The 16,990-nt window shown below is 43.2% G+C and carries 14 protein-coding genes; all 14 read left to right on the plus strand.

Annotation, left to right across the window (positions count from 1 at the left end):
- The first annotated feature begins 1 nt into the window (after nucleotide 1).
- The 14 genes from KNL20_RS06670 (at nucleotide 2) to rnr (ending at nucleotide 16,974) form a co-directional block, all read left to right on the plus strand.
- Nucleotides 2-538, plus strand: coding sequence for a DUF2284 domain-containing protein (locus KNL20_RS06670; RefSeq protein ID WP_230399821.1), 537 nt, complete (start codon nucleotides 2-4; stop codon nucleotides 536-538).
- An 18-nt stretch (nucleotides 539-556) separates the two neighbouring features.
- Nucleotides 557-1,195, plus strand: coding sequence for a cobalamin B12-binding domain-containing protein (locus KNL20_RS06675; RefSeq protein WP_230399822.1), 639 nt, complete (start codon nucleotides 557-559; stop codon nucleotides 1,193-1,195).
- Nucleotides 1,196-1,359: 164 nt separating this feature from the next.
- On the plus strand, nucleotides 1,360-2,310 hold the full coding sequence (locus KNL20_RS06680; RefSeq protein WP_230399823.1) for an L-lactate dehydrogenase: 951 nt from the start codon (nucleotides 1,360-1,362) through the stop codon (nucleotides 2,308-2,310).
- Between the two features lie 158 nt (nucleotides 2,311-2,468).
- Complete coding sequence (gene fumC / locus KNL20_RS06685) at nucleotides 2,469-3,833, plus strand: class II fumarate hydratase (RefSeq protein ID WP_230400054.1); 1,365 nt, start codon at nucleotides 2,469-2,471, stop codon at nucleotides 3,831-3,833.
- A gap of 163 nt (nucleotides 3,834-3,996) precedes the next feature.
- A complete protein-coding gene (pckA, locus tag KNL20_RS06690; RefSeq protein ID WP_230399824.1) occupies nucleotides 3,997-5,583 on the plus strand; it encodes a phosphoenolpyruvate carboxykinase (ATP) in 1,587 nt (528 codons plus the stop codon).
- A 172-nt stretch (nucleotides 5,584-5,755) separates the two neighbouring features.
- On the plus strand, nucleotides 5,756-6,574 hold the full coding sequence (locus tag KNL20_RS06695) for a transporter substrate-binding domain-containing protein (RefSeq protein WP_230399825.1): 819 nt from the start codon (nucleotides 5,756-5,758) through the stop codon (nucleotides 6,572-6,574).
- A 32-nt stretch (nucleotides 6,575-6,606) separates the two neighbouring features.
- Entirely contained in the window at nucleotides 6,607-7,308 is a 702-nt protein-coding gene (locus KNL20_RS06700; RefSeq protein WP_230399826.1) for an amino acid ABC transporter permease, read from the plus strand.
- Nucleotides 7,298-8,044 carry an amino acid ABC transporter ATP-binding protein gene (locus KNL20_RS06705; protein WP_230399827.1) on the plus strand — a complete coding sequence of 249 codons (747 nt, stop codon included), beginning with the start codon at nucleotides 7,298-7,300 and terminating at the stop codon, nucleotides 8,042-8,044. The genes KNL20_RS06700 and KNL20_RS06705 overlap by 11 nt, the downstream gene beginning before the upstream one ends.
- A gap of 76 nt (nucleotides 8,045-8,120) precedes the next feature.
- Nucleotides 8,121-9,662 (plus strand): 2,3-bisphosphoglycerate-independent phosphoglycerate mutase, encoded by a 1,542-nt coding sequence (gene gpmI, locus KNL20_RS06710; RefSeq protein ID WP_230399828.1) that lies wholly within the window; start codon nucleotides 8,121-8,123, stop codon nucleotides 9,660-9,662.
- A 326-nt stretch (nucleotides 9,663-9,988) separates the two neighbouring features.
- Nucleotides 9,989-11,311: a vWA domain-containing protein gene (locus KNL20_RS06715; RefSeq protein ID WP_230399829.1), complete on the plus strand. Its 1,323-nt coding sequence runs from the start codon at nucleotides 9,989-9,991 to the stop codon at nucleotides 11,309-11,311.
- Between the two features lie 16 nt (nucleotides 11,312-11,327).
- Complete coding sequence (locus KNL20_RS06720; protein ID WP_230399830.1) at nucleotides 11,328-12,863, plus strand: AAA family ATPase; 1,536 nt, start codon at nucleotides 11,328-11,330, stop codon at nucleotides 12,861-12,863.
- A gap of 171 nt (nucleotides 12,864-13,034) precedes the next feature.
- Nucleotides 13,035-14,378 (plus strand): phosphopyruvate hydratase, encoded by a 1,344-nt coding sequence (gene eno / locus KNL20_RS06725; RefSeq protein ID WP_230399831.1) that lies wholly within the window; start codon nucleotides 13,035-13,037, stop codon nucleotides 14,376-14,378.
- 79 nt (nucleotides 14,379-14,457) lie between these two features.
- Nucleotides 14,458-14,694, plus strand: a complete 237-nt coding sequence (secG, locus tag KNL20_RS06730) for a preprotein translocase subunit SecG (RefSeq protein ID WP_230399832.1) — start codon at nucleotides 14,458-14,460, stop codon at nucleotides 14,692-14,694.
- A 108-nt stretch (nucleotides 14,695-14,802) separates the two neighbouring features.
- Nucleotides 14,803-16,974, plus strand: coding sequence for a ribonuclease R (rnr, locus tag KNL20_RS06735; protein WP_329957510.1), 2,172 nt, complete (start codon nucleotides 14,803-14,805; stop codon nucleotides 16,972-16,974).
- Nucleotides 16,975-16,990 lie beyond the last annotated feature (16 nt).

Below are 16,990 nucleotides of genomic sequence, written 5' to 3' on the forward strand. Positions count from 1 at the left end.
TATGATAGAAGAATGGGTAAAGGCCGCACTGGGGCTTGGATTTGAGGCGGCAGCACCGCTTGATGTGAGCACTTTGAAAATGCTCCCTGAAGTCCGCAATATGTGCGCAGCTGACAGATGTCATATGTATGATAAAAATTGGGCATGTCCGCCTGGTTGTGGCTCTTTGGAGGCGTGCGAAGAAGAGGTGAAAACTTATCCTGCCGGGATCATTGTTCAGAGCAGAGGAGAACTTGAAGATTCTTTTGATTTTGAAGGAATGAAAGAGATTGAAGAAAAGCATAAGGAACGGTTTCTGAAGCTGAGGGATGAGCTTTTAAAGTCGGTGAAAAGGGTTTTGCCTCTTGGCAGCGGCAGTTGTACGCTGTGCAGCGTATGCACTTATCCGGATAAACCTTGCCGTATGCCGGACAGGCGGATATCATCGATGGAAGCTTATGGGCTTTTAGTCAGCCAGGTATGCAGTGATAACAATTTACCCTATTATTATGGAGCAGGAACACTTACCTACACAAGCTGTTTTTTAATGGATATATAATAAGGAGCGGTAGTTATCATGGGTGCATTGGAGGAGATAAGGTACGCAATTGAGGAAGGAAAACCAAGGACTGTTTTAAAGGTTTTACAGGATGCAGTAAATTCTGGTATGGATCCGGAACATATTTTAAATGATGCCATGCTTCCGGCGATGCGGAAGGTGGGGCACTTCTACAGAGATGAAGACGGTGATGTGGCCCGCATTCTGGCGGCTGCCAGAGCGATGAAAAAGGGTATGGATTTTCTGGAGCCATATATGGAACAGGATTATTTCGGGTATCTTGGGAAAGTAATTCTGGGAACGGCGGGCGGGGATCTTCATGATGTTGGAAAGAATCTGGTCGGGATCATGTTCCGCAGTGTGGGTTTTGATGTGGTTGATCTGGGCGTGGACGTTTCAGCGAGGCGTTTTGTGGAAGCTGTAAAAGATAACCCCGATGTGGACATTGTCTGTATTTCTTCTTTGCTTACTACCTCCATGCCGGAGATGCGTCGTATTGTACATGCTCTGAATGCATTGCATAACAGGAAAGATTTTAAAGTTATGGTTGGAGGAGGGCCTATAACAAGGACATTCGCCGATGAAATAGGTGCGGATGGATATACGGAAAATGCTGTAGATGCGGCTGAAATTGCCCGCAGCTCTATGATAAGTTAACTGTAGTCCGGCAAAAAATCAAGTTTAAAAGCCTGGAGCTATAACCGTAAAACAAATTTATTTCAAAAACGCATTGACATAAAAAAAACATAGGGTTACTATAGTGTCAGATAAATGGTTAAGGATTTATCAAACTTACTTGAGAAACGGAGAGGAGAATGGTTATGGGTAGTAAAATTACAATTATCGGAGCTGGAAGTGTAGGGGCGACAATTACTTATACACTTGCGCAGGAAAGCTATGTCTCAGAGCTAGTTATGATCGACATCAATAAGGAAAAGGTTGATGGAGAAGCCATGGACATTGTACAGGGTACAGCTTTTCGTGATCCGATTTCCATAATTTCCGGAACATACGAAGATGCGAAAGATTCGGACATTGTGATTATTACGTCAGGTCTTCCCAGAAAGCCCGGTCAGTCAAGAATTGAACTTGCGCAGACGAATGTAAATATCGTGAAAAGCATTGCAAAAGAGATTGTGCCGGCTGCACCGAATGCAATTTATCTTATTGTTGCCAATCCTGTGGATATCATGACACACGCATTTTTAAAGGTTTCCGGTCTGCCTGAGAGCCATGTTCTTGGTTCAGGCACACTTCTGGATACTACAAGGCTTCGTTATGTATTGTCCGAAAAACTCAGTATTGCCCAGAAAAACATACATGCTTATGTCTTTGGTGAGCATGGTGATTCTTCTTTCGTACCATGGTCATGCGCCAACGTTTCGGGAGTTCCTTTCTCACAATATGCGGCTGTTGCGAAGAGTATCGGAAAAGAAATTACGGAATTTACGCATGACGAGATGGAGGACTATGTGCATGTTTCCGGCGGTGAAATCATCAAGCGTAAAGGTGCAACTTTCTATGGTGTGGCAATGGCTGTTGTAAATCTCTGTGGCATGCTCAGTGCGGCTTCTGATTCTGTTACTACAGTATCCTCCATGATGCACGGAGAGTATGGAGTAAGTGATATCTGCACAAGCACTCTGACTGTTGTCGGACCGGGAGGAGTAAAGGGAAAACTGGAAGTAGCGCTTAGTGAGGAAGAGGTTACCAAATTCCAGGAGAGTTCAAAGCGGCTGCAAGCTGTTATTGATGAATTAGATTTAAACTGAACCTGAAATAATTACAATAATAAAAATTCCACTCCATGGGACGTAATAAATATGGAGTGGAACTTTTTATACCAAAGTATGCAAGGAAAACTGCCAGTGGCAGGTTTTCTGTATCTGAAAAACAGTATAAGCGGGAGAACTGGAGTATGTTTGAAAAGCTGGAGTATCGTATCGAAAAAGACTCCATGGGAGAGATGAAAGTACCGGCAGACCGATATTGGGCTGCCCAGACACAGAGAAGTTTACAGAATTTCAAAATCGGAGGGGAACAGATGCCTGAAGAAATCACTCATGCATTTGGCTTACTTAAAAAGGCGGCGGCAATTACGAATTACAGACTGGGAAAGCTGGATGACAGAAGACTGGATGCAATATGTAAGGCTTCCGATGAGGTGATTGCCGGGGAGCTGACCGGGCATTTTCCTCTGCTTGTATGGCAGACTGGAAGTGGGACACAGTCCAATATGAATGCCAATGAAGTTATCGCCAACCGCGGGAATGAAATCGCAGGAGAAAAACTGCTTCACCCCAATGATCACATCAACATGTCACAGAGTTCTAATGATACATTTCCAACTGCCTTGCATATTGCGGCCGTCATGAGCATCGAGGACAAACTCTTCCCGTCTATGGATAAATTGACGGATACTTTCAGACGTCTGGAAAATGAAAATGAAGATGTGGTAAAGAGTGGGCGTACCCACCTGCAGGATGCCGTTCCGATAAAATTCTCACAGGAAATCAGTGGTTGGAGAAACATGCTGGAGAAGACAAAAGGCATGTTGAAAGCATCTCTTCCTGGATTAAAAGAACTGGCGCTTGGAGGAACGGCTGTAGGAACCGGTTTGAATGCCCCGAAGGGCTTTGATGTGGAAGCTGCAAAAGTAATCAGTGAGCTGACAGGAAGGGAATTTGTTACTGCCGGGAATAAGTTTCATGCACTCTCTGCCAAAGATGATATTACCTTTGCACATGGAGGGCTGAAGGCACTGGCAGCGGATATGATGAAGATTGCCAATGATATCCGCTGGTTATCCAGTGGCCCCAGGTGTGGGCTCGGTGAGATTTATATTCCGGAGAATGAGCCGGGGAGTTCTATCATGCCCGGTAAAGTGAATCCCACACAGTGCGAATCGCTCACAATGGTGGCAGTACAGGTTATGGGGAATGATGCAGCTGTTGGGTTTGCAGCATCCCAGGGAAATTTCGAACTGAATGTCTTTATGCCTGTAATTGCATACAATTTTCTGCAATCCGTAAGACTGCTTACAGATGGTATCCTGTCATTTAATGACAATTGTGCATCCGGAATCAAGGCAAACCGCAAAAAGATGAAAGATAATCTGTATAACTCTCTGATGTTAGTAACTGCATTGAATCCTTATATCGGTTATGATAATGCGGCGAGGGCGGCGAAGAAGGCCTATAAAGAAAATATTTCATTAAAACAGTCTTGTATTGAACTGGGACTTCTTACAGAAGAAAAATTTGAGGAAGTGTTTCATCCGGAAGGAATGGCATGATATAGTTTAAAAATTAACAATTTTTTTGATTTTGCTATTGGAAAATCTAATGAAACAGTGTATAATAAAAATTGTATGAGGCAAAAGCCAAAAAATGCATAATTGCAAGATGTGGTTTGCAAACTTGCAAAAAACAAAAATTAATATACCAGGAGGTTAAACAATGGAAACATACGGAATTGAAAAATTGGGTATTGTTAACCCAAAAGCAGTTTATCGTAACCTGACACCGGCACAGCTTACTGAAGCTGCTGTAATTAAAGGTGAAGGTAAATTATCTAATACAGGTGCTTTAGTTGTTACAACCGGCAAATATACCGGACGTTCACCGGAAGATAAATTTATTGTTGACACACCGGCTATTCATGATGACATTGCCTGGGGCAATATAAATGTTCCAATTGAAAAAGAAAAGTTTGATGCAATCAAAGCGAAAGTTGTAGCATACCTTCAAAACCGCGACATCTATCTGTTTGATGGTCTGGCAGGCGCTGATCCTGTTTGCACAAGAAAGTTCCGTATTGTGAACGAACTTGCAAGCCAGAACCTGTTTATCCGTGATCTGTTGATTCGTCCGACGGAAGAAGAATTAGCCAACTATGGAGATCCTGATTTCACCATCATCTCTGCACCGGGATTCAAGTGTATTCCAGAAGTGGATGGTGTTCATTCAGAAGCAGCTATTCTTGTAGACTATGAAGCAAAGTTGGTTGTTATCTGTGGAACCCAGTATTCAGGCGAGATGAAAAAGTCTGTATTCTCTGTTATGAACTTCCTGATGCCAAAAGAAGGAGTTCTTCCGATGCACTGTTCTGCGAACATGGATCCGGAAACAAAAGAGACAGCAATCTTCTTCGGCTTGTCCGGTACAGGTAAGACAACCCTGTCTGCAGATCCGAATCGTAAGCTGATTGGTGACGATGAGCATGGCTGGTCTGACAGAGGAATTTTCAACTTTGAAGGCGGCTGCTATGCAAAGTGTATCAATCTGACAGAAGAGAATGAGCCTGAAATCTACAATGCCATTAAGTTCGGAAGTCTTGTAGAAAATGTTGTTATGGATGATACAACACGTGAATTTGATTTTGATGATGAATCCCTGACGGAGAACACACGTGTGGGCTATCCTGTAGAATATATTTCCAATGCACAGGTACCGGGCGTGGGAGGAATTCCCAAGGTCGTTATCTTCCTCACAGCCGATGCTTTTGGTGTACTTCCTCCAATTTCAAGACTGGATGAGAATGCTGCTATGTACCACTTTGTAACCGGATTTACATCCAAACTTGCCGGTACAGAACGTGGAATTACAGAGCCGCAGCCTACATTCTCAACACTTTTCGGCGCACCGTTTATGCCGATGGACCCTTCCGTATATGCAAATATGCTTGGAGAGAGAATCGAAAAGTATGATACGAAAGTATACCTTGTGAACACAGGATGGACTGGCGGACCTTATGGCGTCGGAAGCCGTATGAAACTGAAATATACACGTGCGATGGTTACGGCTGCCTTGAATGGTACATTCGATGATGTGGAATACAAACATGACGAAGTATTTAACCTTGATATTCCTCAGTCCTGCCCTAATGTTCCGGATGAGATCATGAATCCCCGTGATACATGGACGGATAAGGATGCATACGATGCACAGGCTAAGAAGCTTGCCACGATGTTCCAGAATAACTTTGCCAAGAAGTATCCGAACATGCCTGCAAACATTGCAGAAGCCGGACCTAAAGGGGAGTAGTAAAAATTCTCTTTTAAATGAATTTAAATAGATATAAAGGTGTTGGGGGCAAAAGTTATTTTGCCCCCTTGTTTTTTGACAAAATACTGTTATAATTATTTAGTATGTATATTTATTCACAGATATGTTTATTGTGCATAAAGTTGATGAACAATTTAGAACGGAGGATGTTATGAAAAACAGGAAAATGAAATTTACCGCGCTTGCTCTTGCAGCGGCATGCATGATGTCATTCTCAGCATGTGGAAGCAGTATACCGGAAAATACGGTCAACAGTCTTGCCGATTTGGATGCAGGCGGAAAAAAGATAGGAGTTCAGACAGGAACTACAGGGGATCTCTATTCTACGGATGAGTATGAAGCGAAAAAAATCAATACAGTTGAACGCTATAATAAAGGGGCTGATGCTGTTCAGTCTTTGAAGCAGGGAAAGATTGACTGTGTGATTATTGATACAGAACCTGCAAAGGTTTTTGTGGAGAAGAACACGGACTTGAAGATTTTGGATGAGCCCTTTGCAGATGAAGAATATGCAATGTCCATTGATAAATCCAATACAGCCCTGAAAGAAGAAATCAATGCGGCACTGACAGAACTTAAAGAAGACGGAACTTTGGACAGCATCAAGAAAAACTATGTAGGTACTGACGAAGAAAAAGGAAAAACACCATATAAGTCTCCGGAGGATGTGGATACCTCCAAGGGCAAGCTGATTATGGCAACAAATGCGGAATTTCCTCCTTATGAGTATTACGAAGACAACAAGATTGTCGGGATTGATGCAGATATGGCTCAGGCTGTTGCCGATAAGCTGGGTAGAAAATTAGAGATTCAGGATATGGCATTTGACTCTATTATAGCAGCAGTGACTGCCGGAAAGGTGGATATCGGCGTTGCCGGAATGACAGTTACAGAGGACCGGCTGCAGAATGTGGATTTCACAGACAGCTATGCGACTTCAAAACAGGTAATCATCGTAAGAGCTAAATGATACGAAACAAGGGAGCTGGGGTTAATCAATATATGAGTCATTTTATCGAGCTTTTTCATAGAGACTTTATACAAGACAACCGTTATAAGTATCTGCTGACGGGATTAGGGAATACCCTGTTAATTACATTTTTTGCAGTATTGATCGGCATATTTATAGGATTTCTTATCGCAATTATCCGCTCTTCCCATGACAAGATGGACAGGCCGGGATTTTTATTGAACTTTTTGAATCTACTCAGTAAGATTTATTTGACGGTTATCCGCGGAACACCAACGGTCGTACAGCTGCTGATTAGTTTCTTTATCATATTCACTTCACCAAACGCTTCAAAGCTCATGGTCGCGACTTTGACTTTTGGTATTAATTCAGGTGCATATGTTGCAGAGATTGTCCGTTCCGGAATTATGTCGATTGATGCAGGGCAGATGGAGGCCGGCCGGTCACTGGGGCTGAATTATGCAAAGACTATGAGATTTATCATTATGCCGCAGGCGTTTAAGAATGTACTGCCTGCGCTGGCCAACGAGTTTATTGTATTGCTAAAGGAAACATCGGTCTGCGGTTACATAGGGCTGGCGGATCTGACAAGAGGCGGAGACATCATCCGGAGTGCAACGTATGATGCATTTCTTCCCTTACTTACTGTTGCGGCAATTTATCTGATTATGGTATGTGGTTTAAGTGCGCTTGTTGGAAAGCTGGAGAGGAGGCTGCGTACCAGTGAACGTTAATGAGGATATTTTAATTCAGGTTAAAGATTTAAAAAAGAAATTTGGGAAAAATGAAGTTCTGAGAGGGATTACTACTGATATCCGTAAAGGTGAAGTGGTTGTTGTGATTGGGCCCTCAGGATCCGGAAAGTCCACCTTTCTTCGCTCCTTAAATCTTCTTGAGAAGCCGACCAGCGGTCAGATTCTTTTTGAAGGGGTGGATATTATTGACCCAAAATCGGATATTGATGCTCATCGTCAGAAAATGGGGATGGTATTCCAGCAGTTTAACTTGTTTCCACATATGACAGTTCTTAAGAATATTACGCTGGCGCCGGTACAGACGAAAAAACTGTCCCAGACGCAAGCTGACCGAAAAGCACTTGAGCTTTTGGAAAGAGTAGGCCTTCCGGATAAAGCACAGGCGTATCCTGACATGCTCTCAGGAGGGCAAAAACAGCGGATAGCCATCGCCCGGGCCATGGCTATGGAACCGGATGTGATGCTGTTCGATGAACCAACTTCCGCTTTGGATCCTGAGATGGTAGGAGAAGTGCTGGCAATTATGCAGGAACTTGCAAAATCAGGCATGACCATGGTAGTGGTTACGCACGAGATGGGGTTTGCAAAAGAGGTTGGAAGCCGCGTTCTTTTCATTGATGAAGGAAGAATACAGGAGGAGAACAGCCCCGGCGAGTTTTTCAGCAATCCGGTAAACAGCAGGTTAAAAGAGTTTTTATCGAAGGTGCTGTCCTGAATTATATTATTGCATACCTTGCAGAATTTTGCTACAATCAGAAATGGATAATGTTTTCATAGATAAGGAGACTTAGATGAGTAAAAAACCAACTGTTTTAATGATTTTAGATGGATATGGTCTCAATCAAAATTGTGACCATAACGCAATTTGTGAGGCACGTACACCGGTTATGGATCAGCTTATGAGCCAGTGTCCCTATGTACAGGGACAGGCCAGTGGTCTGGCTGTCGGACTTCCGGAAGGCCAGATGGGAAATTCTGAAGTCGGGCATCTGAACATGGGTGCAGGCCGTATTGTATATCAGGAGCTGACCAGAATTACCAAGGCAATAGAAGACGGTGATTTTTTTGAAAACCAGGAACTCCTGACAGCAGTGAGAAATGCAAAGAAACAGGGTAGCTCCCTTCATTTGATGGGGCTGTTATCCGATGGTGGTGTACACAGCCATAACACCCATGTATACGGATTGCTGGAACTTGCGAAAAGAGAGGGGCTGGAAAAAGTCTACGTTCACTGTTTCCTGGATGGGCGTGATACCCCTCCATCCTCCGGTAAGGAATATATAAAAGAACTTCAGACGAAGATGGATGAACTGCAGATAGGTGAAATCGGGGTAATTTCCGGACGTTATTATGCTATGGATCGTGATAATCGCTGGGACCGTGTAGAGATGGCATATCAGGCTCTGACAAAGGGAGAAGGCTTGAAAGGCACCGACGCAGCAGAGGCAGTACAAGCTTCCTATGACACCGGAAAGACAGATGAATTCGTATTGCCCGTGGTCATGGAAAAAGAGGGAAATCCAGTGGCTTCCATTCAGGATAAGGATTCTGTGATTTTCTTTAACTTCCGTCCGGACCGTGCAAGAGAGCTTACCAGAGCATTCTGTGATCCGGAATTTACAGGATTTGAAAGAGAGAAAAAACTGGATTTGACATTTGTCTGCTTTACGGATTATGATGAAACAATTCCGAATAAGCTGGTAGCATTCAAAAAAGAAAGCATTGTGAATACTTTTGGAGAATTTCTGGCCCGGCATCACATGACACAGGCGCGTATTGCAGAGACTGAAAAGTATGCACATGTAACCTTCTTCTTTAATGGCGGAATTGAAACACCGAATCCGGGTGAAGACAGGATTCTTGTGAAATCTCCAAAAGTAGCGACCTATGATCTGCAGCCTGAGATGAGTGCACCGGAAGTTTGCAATAAGCTGGTGGAGGCAGTCAAATCTCAGAAGTACGATGTAATCATTATTAACTTTGCCAATCCGGATATGGTGGGACATACAGGGGTTGAAACAGCAGCGATACGGGCAATTGAAACTGTGGATGCCTGCGTGGGGAAAACTGTGGATGCGATAAAAGAGGTGGATGGACAGATGTTTATCTGTGCAGACCATGGAAATGCGGAACAGCTTATCGATTATGAGACCGGAGAGCCATTTACCGCACATACAACGAATCCGGTTCCATTCCTTCTGGTAAATGCGGATCCTTCCTATACCTTAAGAGAAGATGGGAGGTTGTGTGACATCGTTCCGACACTGATTGAATTGATGGGTATGGAACAGCCCAAAGAGATGACCGGAAAATCCTTACTGATAAAAAAGTAACCATGTTAAAAGCCATTCGATAAGTTAACATTTATCGAATGGCTTTTATATTGGGTTATCATTCATATTTCTGGTGGTCCATACCTCTCTTTCTTAGAGTTTGGGGTAAATCTATATTTTTTCGGTGGACTGTACCTCCTTTTTCTTATCTTCTGTCTTTCTTATGTATATAATAGCAGACAAATTAAAATAAGTCAATATGTAAATTGAAAAATCCTATATTAAATATAAATACACAGAATATTCAGAATATTTATTGGGATTGCACTTTAAAATAGAAACAGCTATACTGAAGCTAAAGTACATTTTCCGGGGAGGGAAATGGGATGGAAGAAGAAAAAACTTGTCATTACTGCCAGAGAGGGAAAATTGAGCTGCGGATGGAAACAATTGCGGCCCGAATCTGGTCACTTACCAGACAGACATTAATCAGAGAACATCCTGAACTTGGAAGAGCTTTACGAGGTATTAAGTTTCAGAAAACGGAGAAAGATAACCCCTTTGGGTTACATGGTTTCACGGTCTGCTATGAACCGATGTCCGTCATCACAATGTATAATAAAGATGCTGACTTTTTAAGACATGCCTTGCTTCATATGATTTATCATGGAATATTGATGCATCCTGCATTAAAAGCAGAAGGGGATTACCGAATCTGGAATCTGGCCTGTGATATTCAGATATACATGTATCAAAGAAAAAGCGAATATTCCAGAGAAGAACTTACTTTGCATGGGATATATAAGCAAATTCAGGAAAAACTAAGGCTGTCCCAAAATCCAGAGGAGGTTCTTAAGGAGTTGGAGTCTGCTTATCAGGTAGATGATCACAGGTTCTGGCAAGATACTCTGGTTGTGGATAAAGACTGTAAAGATCCGACTGCCTATCGACGGATGAAGCTTTATGAGACCAGAAAAATCGTTGCTTACTGGCAGGGAAAGGGGCATGAATTTTCTATAGAAGAGTCAGAAAATAGCAGGAAGAGAGGGATTCGTGCAGGACAAGGTACCAGGTCCGTAACTGTAAAAAAGAAAAAGAGTTATGATTATAAGACTTTTCTTAGGCAGTTTGCAGTATATAATGAGGAAATGGCTCTGGATTTGGATGGTTTTGACTATATTCCCTACTGGTACAGCCGTACGTATTATAAGGATGTCGTCCTTATGGAACCTTTGGAATACCAGGAGGTATGTAGGCTGGAAGAGCTTGTGATAGCGATTGATACCTCTGGGTCCTGTTCTGGTCAGCTTGTAAGGGAATTTCTGGAACAGACCTACGCTATTTTCATGGAAAGAGCACAATTTTTCAGCCGGATGAGCGTTTATGTGATTCAGTGTGATTCCATGATTCAGGAAGTGGTACATATTACCAGCAGGGAGGCATGGGAGAATTATGCGGGAAGCCTGAAGGTTAAGGGGCTTGGAGGAACAGATTTCAGGCCGGTCTTTCAGCTGGTCAATGAAAAATGCAGAACCGGAGAGATTAAGAATCTGAAAGGGATGTTGTATTTTACGGATGGAGATGGAATCTATCCGGCAAATAAGCCAGATTATGAAACAGCCTTTGTCTTTTTAAATGATTCCTTAAAGAAAGCAGAAGTTCCGAAATGGGCATTGGCACTGGATTTACAGCTGAAAATCAAGAAGTAAATAGTCAGGAGAGATTATGAATATAGAAGAAGCGAAGCAAGAGTTGATTCATACCATACTTGCTTATACTGCAAAGGATGCTCATGGAAGCTATAAGATTCCACTGCTGCGTCAAAGGCCGGTTCTCCTAATCGGACCGCCCGGAATCGGCAAGACTGCAATCGTATCTCAGGCGGCAAAGGCCTGTGACATAGGATTCGTCTCATATACAATGACACATCATACCCGGCAAAGTGCGGTAGGGCTGCCGCTGGTGAAAGAAAGGGTATATCAGGGAAACACACATATGGTCACCGAATATACAATGAGTGAGATATTGGCTTCTGTCTGCGAATATATGGAAAAGACGGGAAAAAGAGAAGGAATTCTGTTTCTGGATGAAATCAACTGTGTCTCAGAGACATTGGTGCCTACCATGCTTCAGTTCCTTCAGTCCAAGACATTTGGCAATCACAGGATTCCTCAGGGCTGGATCCTGGTCGCAGCAGGAAATCCTCAGGAATATAATAAATCTGCCCGTTCGCTGGACGTCGTAACTCTGGATCGTGTACGCTGCATTTCCGTAGATGTGGACTGTGATACCTGGCTTACTTATGCTTCAGGCGTGGGGATTCATGGATCCATACTCTCTTATCTCAAAGCAAAGCCGGGAAATTTTTACTATATTGAACAGAAAGCAGTGGAAAAAGAATTTGTCACCGCAAGAGGCTGGGAGGATTTGTCTGTATTAATCCGCAGCTATGAAGAATTAGACATAACGGTAGATGCGCAGGTAACAGGAGAGTATCTTCAGTGTGAAGAGATCGCACGGGATTTTGCCGGCTATTATGAATTGTACTGCACATATCGGGAAGGCTATAACATCCGGGGTATTCTGCAACAATCCATAAGTAAAGGGGAATGGAATTTACAGTGTGAGCATATGAAAAATGGCAGTGTGGATGAGCACTTTGCAGTTGTCCAGATGTTCTGTGAAGCTCTGACAGATATGTTTTTGGAATGTCAGACAGAGGATTGCTACATGAGGAGGATGCGGGAAGTGGAAGTGCAACTTGCTGATTACCAGAAACAGCATCTTCTTGATGAACCCGCGGTTCTGCTTGAAAACTTTATCCAACGGTTTGAAAAAAGTCTGAAAATCAAACAAGAACATCAAATCCTGTCAGAGTCAGAAAGTAATCTGGACATCAGAATATATCGGTCATTAAAGGAGTATTCTTACAGACTTCGTGGAAAACGTCTCTGCATATGGAAAGAATATGAAGATGAAATTAGAAATCAATTGGAAGAAATCAAGCAGGAATGCCGGTCTCTGTCAGATGAGCTGGAGAAAAAATTGTTCCTGGCACTGAAATTTATACAGGAAAGCTGCGGAGAGAATATAGAACTGTTCACATTTATCGATCAAATCAGTTTAAATCCGGCAGGAGCGGATTTCCTACAAACACATCCTTCCGAAGAATTAACCCGCTATCTTGCTATGGTTCAGCTGACAAGCCAGGAGACAAAATTACAGGAAGAGATTAGAAAGCTTAATGAAAAACTGCTGTGATGAAACCGCAAAGCGTGTGGAAATCTGCAGATATCAGCTCCTCAAATATGCATAATCAGAAGAATTTGGCAAATACTATGATACAAGGATCAAAAGGTATTTTGATCTCTGATACCTCCGGATTGCTACGCATTTTGTGGTATCAGAATATGTGAAACAGGAGGAAATCGTATGTATCGCTATTTACCTATTCGTAGAGTTTACGCAAGAGAAGTGTTGGATTCCAGGGGCAATCCGACTGTGGAAGTGGAGGTTACCGTAGGAGAAGGTATCATCGGTATTGACGGATATACAGGACGCGCCATGGTGCCGTCGGGAGCATCTACCGGAAAGTTCGAGGCAGTAGAACTGAGGGATGGAGAAAAAAGATACAAAGGGTTGGGTGTTTCAAGGGCTGTTGATAATGTAAACACCAAACTGGCGGAGGCAGTACTGGGAGAGAATGCTCTGAATCAGGCATATATCGACCAACTTCTGATAGAGGCAGATGGAACTACAAATAAAGAGCATATAGGCGCCAATGCAATCCTGGGTGTATCCCTGGCTGTCGCCAGGGCAGCTGCTAAAGCCCTGCGTCTTCCTCTGTATCAATATCTGGGTGGCTGTCATACGAGACAACTGCCGATTCCCATGATGAACATTCTGAATGGAGGGCGCCATGCGGACAATACAGTAGATCTGCAGGAGTTTATGGTTATGCCTGTGGGAGCGGAAAATTTTCATCAGGCCTTAACGATGTGTGCGGAAATCTACCATGATTTAAAGAAATTACTAAAGGAAAAGGGATTATCCACAGCGGTTGGGGATGAAGGTGGATTCGCGCCGGATGTAAGAGATTCTGATGAAACGCTGGCTCTTATCATGGAAGCGGTGGAACGGTCCGGCTACCAGCCCGGCGAGCAGATCGCAGTTGCAATCGATGCAGCGGCAAGCGAGCTTTACGATGAGGAGAAAGATTTATATATCTTCCCGGGTGAGAGCAGCATGACCGGAAAAGAAGTGCAGAGGAATTCCGGAGAAATGGTAGAATACTATAAGGAGCTTGTTGCTAAATATCCTATTATATCCATTGAAGATGGTCTGCACGAAGAGGATTGGGATGGCTGGAAGACGATGACCGAAGAACTGGGTAAGAAGATACAGCTGGTCGGAGATGATTTATTTGTAACAAATATTAAACGTCTTCGCTGCGGCATCGATCTTCAGGTAGCCAATGCCATCCTGGTAAAGGTAAATCAGATCGGAACTTTGACAGAAGCACTGGATGCGGTAGAGATGGCACAGCATGCAGGATACCGCGCTGTTATTTCTCACCGTTCCGGTGAGACGGAAGACTCCTTTATAGCGGATCTGGCTGTTGCCACCAGTGCCGGGCAGATAAAAACAGGTGCTCCCTGCCGTTCGGACAGAAACGCAAAATACAATCAGCTCTTAAGAATTGAAGAGTATCTGGGCTGTATAACAGAATTTGGCTCCCTGGAAGGAATTCAGGCGAGAAAGAGAAAGCAGGATTGATTCTGAATGCAAAAACCTGTTGAATTATTCCAATTCCTATGATAGAATACTAGAAGATTCGTTTATAGGAGGTGTGGACATGGTAATTTTAAGAACTATAATAACAATATTATATGTGATAGATTGTATAGCATTGCTTGTAGTCGTATTGATGCAGGAGGGAAAGCAGCAGGGTCTTGGAGCTTTAGCAGGTATCTCTGATACCTACTGGGGGAAGAATAAGGGACGTTCTGCGGAAGGTACGTTGGTTAAGATGACAAAACTGCTGGCGGTTTTATTTATCGTTATGTCAATTGTACTGAATTTGAACTTTTAACACAAGGGCTGTTGCAATTGCAACAGTCTTTATTACATTTAGGATGCCTGAGATGAGTGGGATGCGGCTCAGTGATGGCTGAATACCAACAGAATATAGAGGTATTATTTGATAAATAAAAAAAAGAATATTAATAAAATTCAGAAGAAGATAATATTAGATCTTATCAGTTCTAAAAATTATGTTCCTATGAAAACGAAAGAAATTGCGGTCTTACTGCAAATTCCCAGAAATAAAAAAAGAGAGCTTCAGGACATTCTAGACACTCTGGAAGCGGAAGGGCAGATTGTCACAATCCATCGGGGCCGCTATAAAAAGAAGAAAATAAAGTCTGAGATTCGTGAAGGGGGAAGCCATGGGGCTTGGAACCTGACAGGAACCTTTATCAGTCACCCCAAAGGATATGGCTTTGTCGAGCGTCATGAATCTGACGAGGAGGATATCTTTATACCAGCTCCATATACCGGTGATGCCTTTCATATGGATGAGGTGGAGGTGGCACTGCTTCCTGAAAAAAACGGCAGCCGGCAGGAGGGCAGAGTTGTGAGAGTACTTGCCCATGGAATCGGGGAAATTGTCGGAACTTTTGAAAGAAGTGCTTCTTTTGGATTTGTAGTAGCTGATAACAGTAAAATTACCAGAGATATCTTTATCCCCAAGGAATTTATAAACAACGCAGTAACAGGTGATAAAGTGATTGTACAGATAACCCGGTACGGCGGAAACCAGAAAAGTCCGGAAGGGAAAGTGACAGAGGTTTTGGGACAGGCTACAGATCCGGGAGTGGATGTGCTCTCCGTAGCGCGGGTTTATGATATTCCAATGGTATTTCCTGCCAGGGTACTGAGCCAGGCTGACCGCTGCCCGGATCATGTGCAGGAAAGCGACAGAGATGGCAGGCTGGACTTAAGAGACTGGCCGATGGTTACAATCGATGGAGAGGATGCCAAAGATCTGGATGACGCCGTTTCCCTGACGATAGAAGATGGATTGTATAAGCTGGGGGTTCACATCGCAGATGTCAGTAACTACGTACAGGGAGGAAGTGCCCTGGACAGAGAAGCCTTGAAGAGAGGGACCAGTGTCTATCTTGTGGACAGGGTAATACCCATGCTCCCCAAAAAACTTTCCAACGGGATTTGTTCGCTTAATGCCGGAGAGGACAGACTTGCCATGTCCTGTATTATGTGGATAGACGGGAATGGGCATACCGTACAGTATAAGCTTGCTGAAACTGTGATTTGTGTCGACCAGAGGATGACCTACACAGATGTAAATAAGATACTGACGGATTCCGACGATAAAATCACGCAGAAGTATTTTGAGTTTGTACCGATGTTTCGTATGATGAAGCAGCTTTCTGATATACTTCGTTCAATCAGAAAGAAGAGAGGAGCTATCGATTTTGACTTTCCTGAAAGTAAGATTATCCTGAATAACCTCGGAAAGCCTGTCGATATAAAGCCACATGAGCGAAATGCAGCCACCGATCTTATCGAAGATTTCATGCTTCAGGCCAATGAGACTGTAGCAAAAGAATATTTTAAAAGAGAGATTCCTTTTTTATACAGAACACATGAAAATCCGGATATGGAAAAGATGGAACCTGTACTGACTTTTATCAGAAATCAGGGGATTGAAGTTACAAAAAGCATGGAAGAAATCACCCCAAAAGAAATTCAGGACATCCTGAGTCAGGTAAAGGGGGCAGCGATTGAACCTCTAATCAGCAGACTTTTGCTCCGTTCCATGAAGCAGGCCAGATATTCGATTGGGTGTATCGGTCATTATGGACTGGCAGCCAGGTATTACTGCCACTTTACATCCCCAATCCGGCGCTATCCCGATCTTCAGATTCACAGAATTATCAAGGATGATTTGAGAGGAAGACTGAACGAAGAAAAGATGGCGTATTATCGCTCCATCCTGGATGATGTGGCAAAACAGACTTCAGCTACGGAACGCAGGGCGGAAGAAGCAGAACGGGAAACAGATAAGATGAAGATGGCGGAATATATGTATGATCATATCGATGAAGTATATGAAGGTACGGTTTCCGGAGTAACCGGCTGGGGTCTCTATGTAGAACTTCCGAATACGATAGAAGGACTGGTTCATGTGAATGCATTAATGGATGATTACTATCATTTTGATGAAGAAAATTACCGGTTGGTGGGAAATGATACGGGAAATGTTTACCGGCTGGGAGATAAGGTGAAAGTTCGTGTGGCAGAAGCGGATATCAGTAATAAAACCATAGACTTTTTGTTGGAGAAATAAAGGCAGACGTATTGAG

The organism is Novisyntrophococcus fermenticellae, assembly GCF_018866245.1.
Taxonomy (GTDB): Bacteria; Bacillota; Clostridia; order Lachnospirales; family Lachnospiraceae; genus Novisyntrophococcus; species Novisyntrophococcus fermenticellae.

Excerpts from the sequence above, each read along its gene's own strand:
- pckA (WP_230399824.1), top strand. The coding sequence starts at position 3,997 with ATGGAAACATACGGAATTGAAAAATTGGGTATTGTTAACCCAAAAGCA.
- KNL20_RS06675 (WP_230399822.1), top strand. The coding sequence starts at position 557 with ATGGGTGCATTGGAGGAGATAAGGTACGCAATTGAGGAAGGAAAACCA.
- eno (WP_230399831.1), top strand. The coding sequence starts at position 13,035 with ATGTATCGCTATTTACCTATTCGTAGAGTTTACGCAAGAGAAGTGTTG.
- gpmI (WP_230399828.1), top strand. The coding sequence starts at position 8,121 with ATGAGTAAAAAACCAACTGTTTTAATGATTTTAGATGGATATGGTCTC.
- KNL20_RS06695 (WP_230399825.1), top strand. The coding sequence starts at position 5,756 with ATGAAAAACAGGAAAATGAAATTTACCGCGCTTGCTCTTGCAGCGGCA.
- secG (WP_230399832.1), top strand. The coding sequence starts at position 14,458 with ATGGTAATTTTAAGAACTATAATAACAATATTATATGTGATAGATTGT.
- KNL20_RS06720 (WP_230399830.1), top strand. The coding sequence starts at position 11,328 with ATGAATATAGAAGAAGCGAAGCAAGAGTTGATTCATACCATACTTGCT.
- KNL20_RS06680 (WP_230399823.1), top strand. The coding sequence starts at position 1,360 with ATGGGTAGTAAAATTACAATTATCGGAGCTGGAAGTGTAGGGGCGACA.
- KNL20_RS06700 (WP_230399826.1), top strand. The coding sequence starts at position 6,607 with ATGAGTCATTTTATCGAGCTTTTTCATAGAGACTTTATACAAGACAAC.
- KNL20_RS06670 (WP_230399821.1), top strand. The coding sequence starts at position 2 with ATGATAGAAGAATGGGTAAAGGCCGCACTGGGGCTTGGATTTGAGGCG.
- KNL20_RS06715 (WP_230399829.1), top strand. The coding sequence starts at position 9,989 with ATGGAAGAAGAAAAAACTTGTCATTACTGCCAGAGAGGGAAAATTGAG.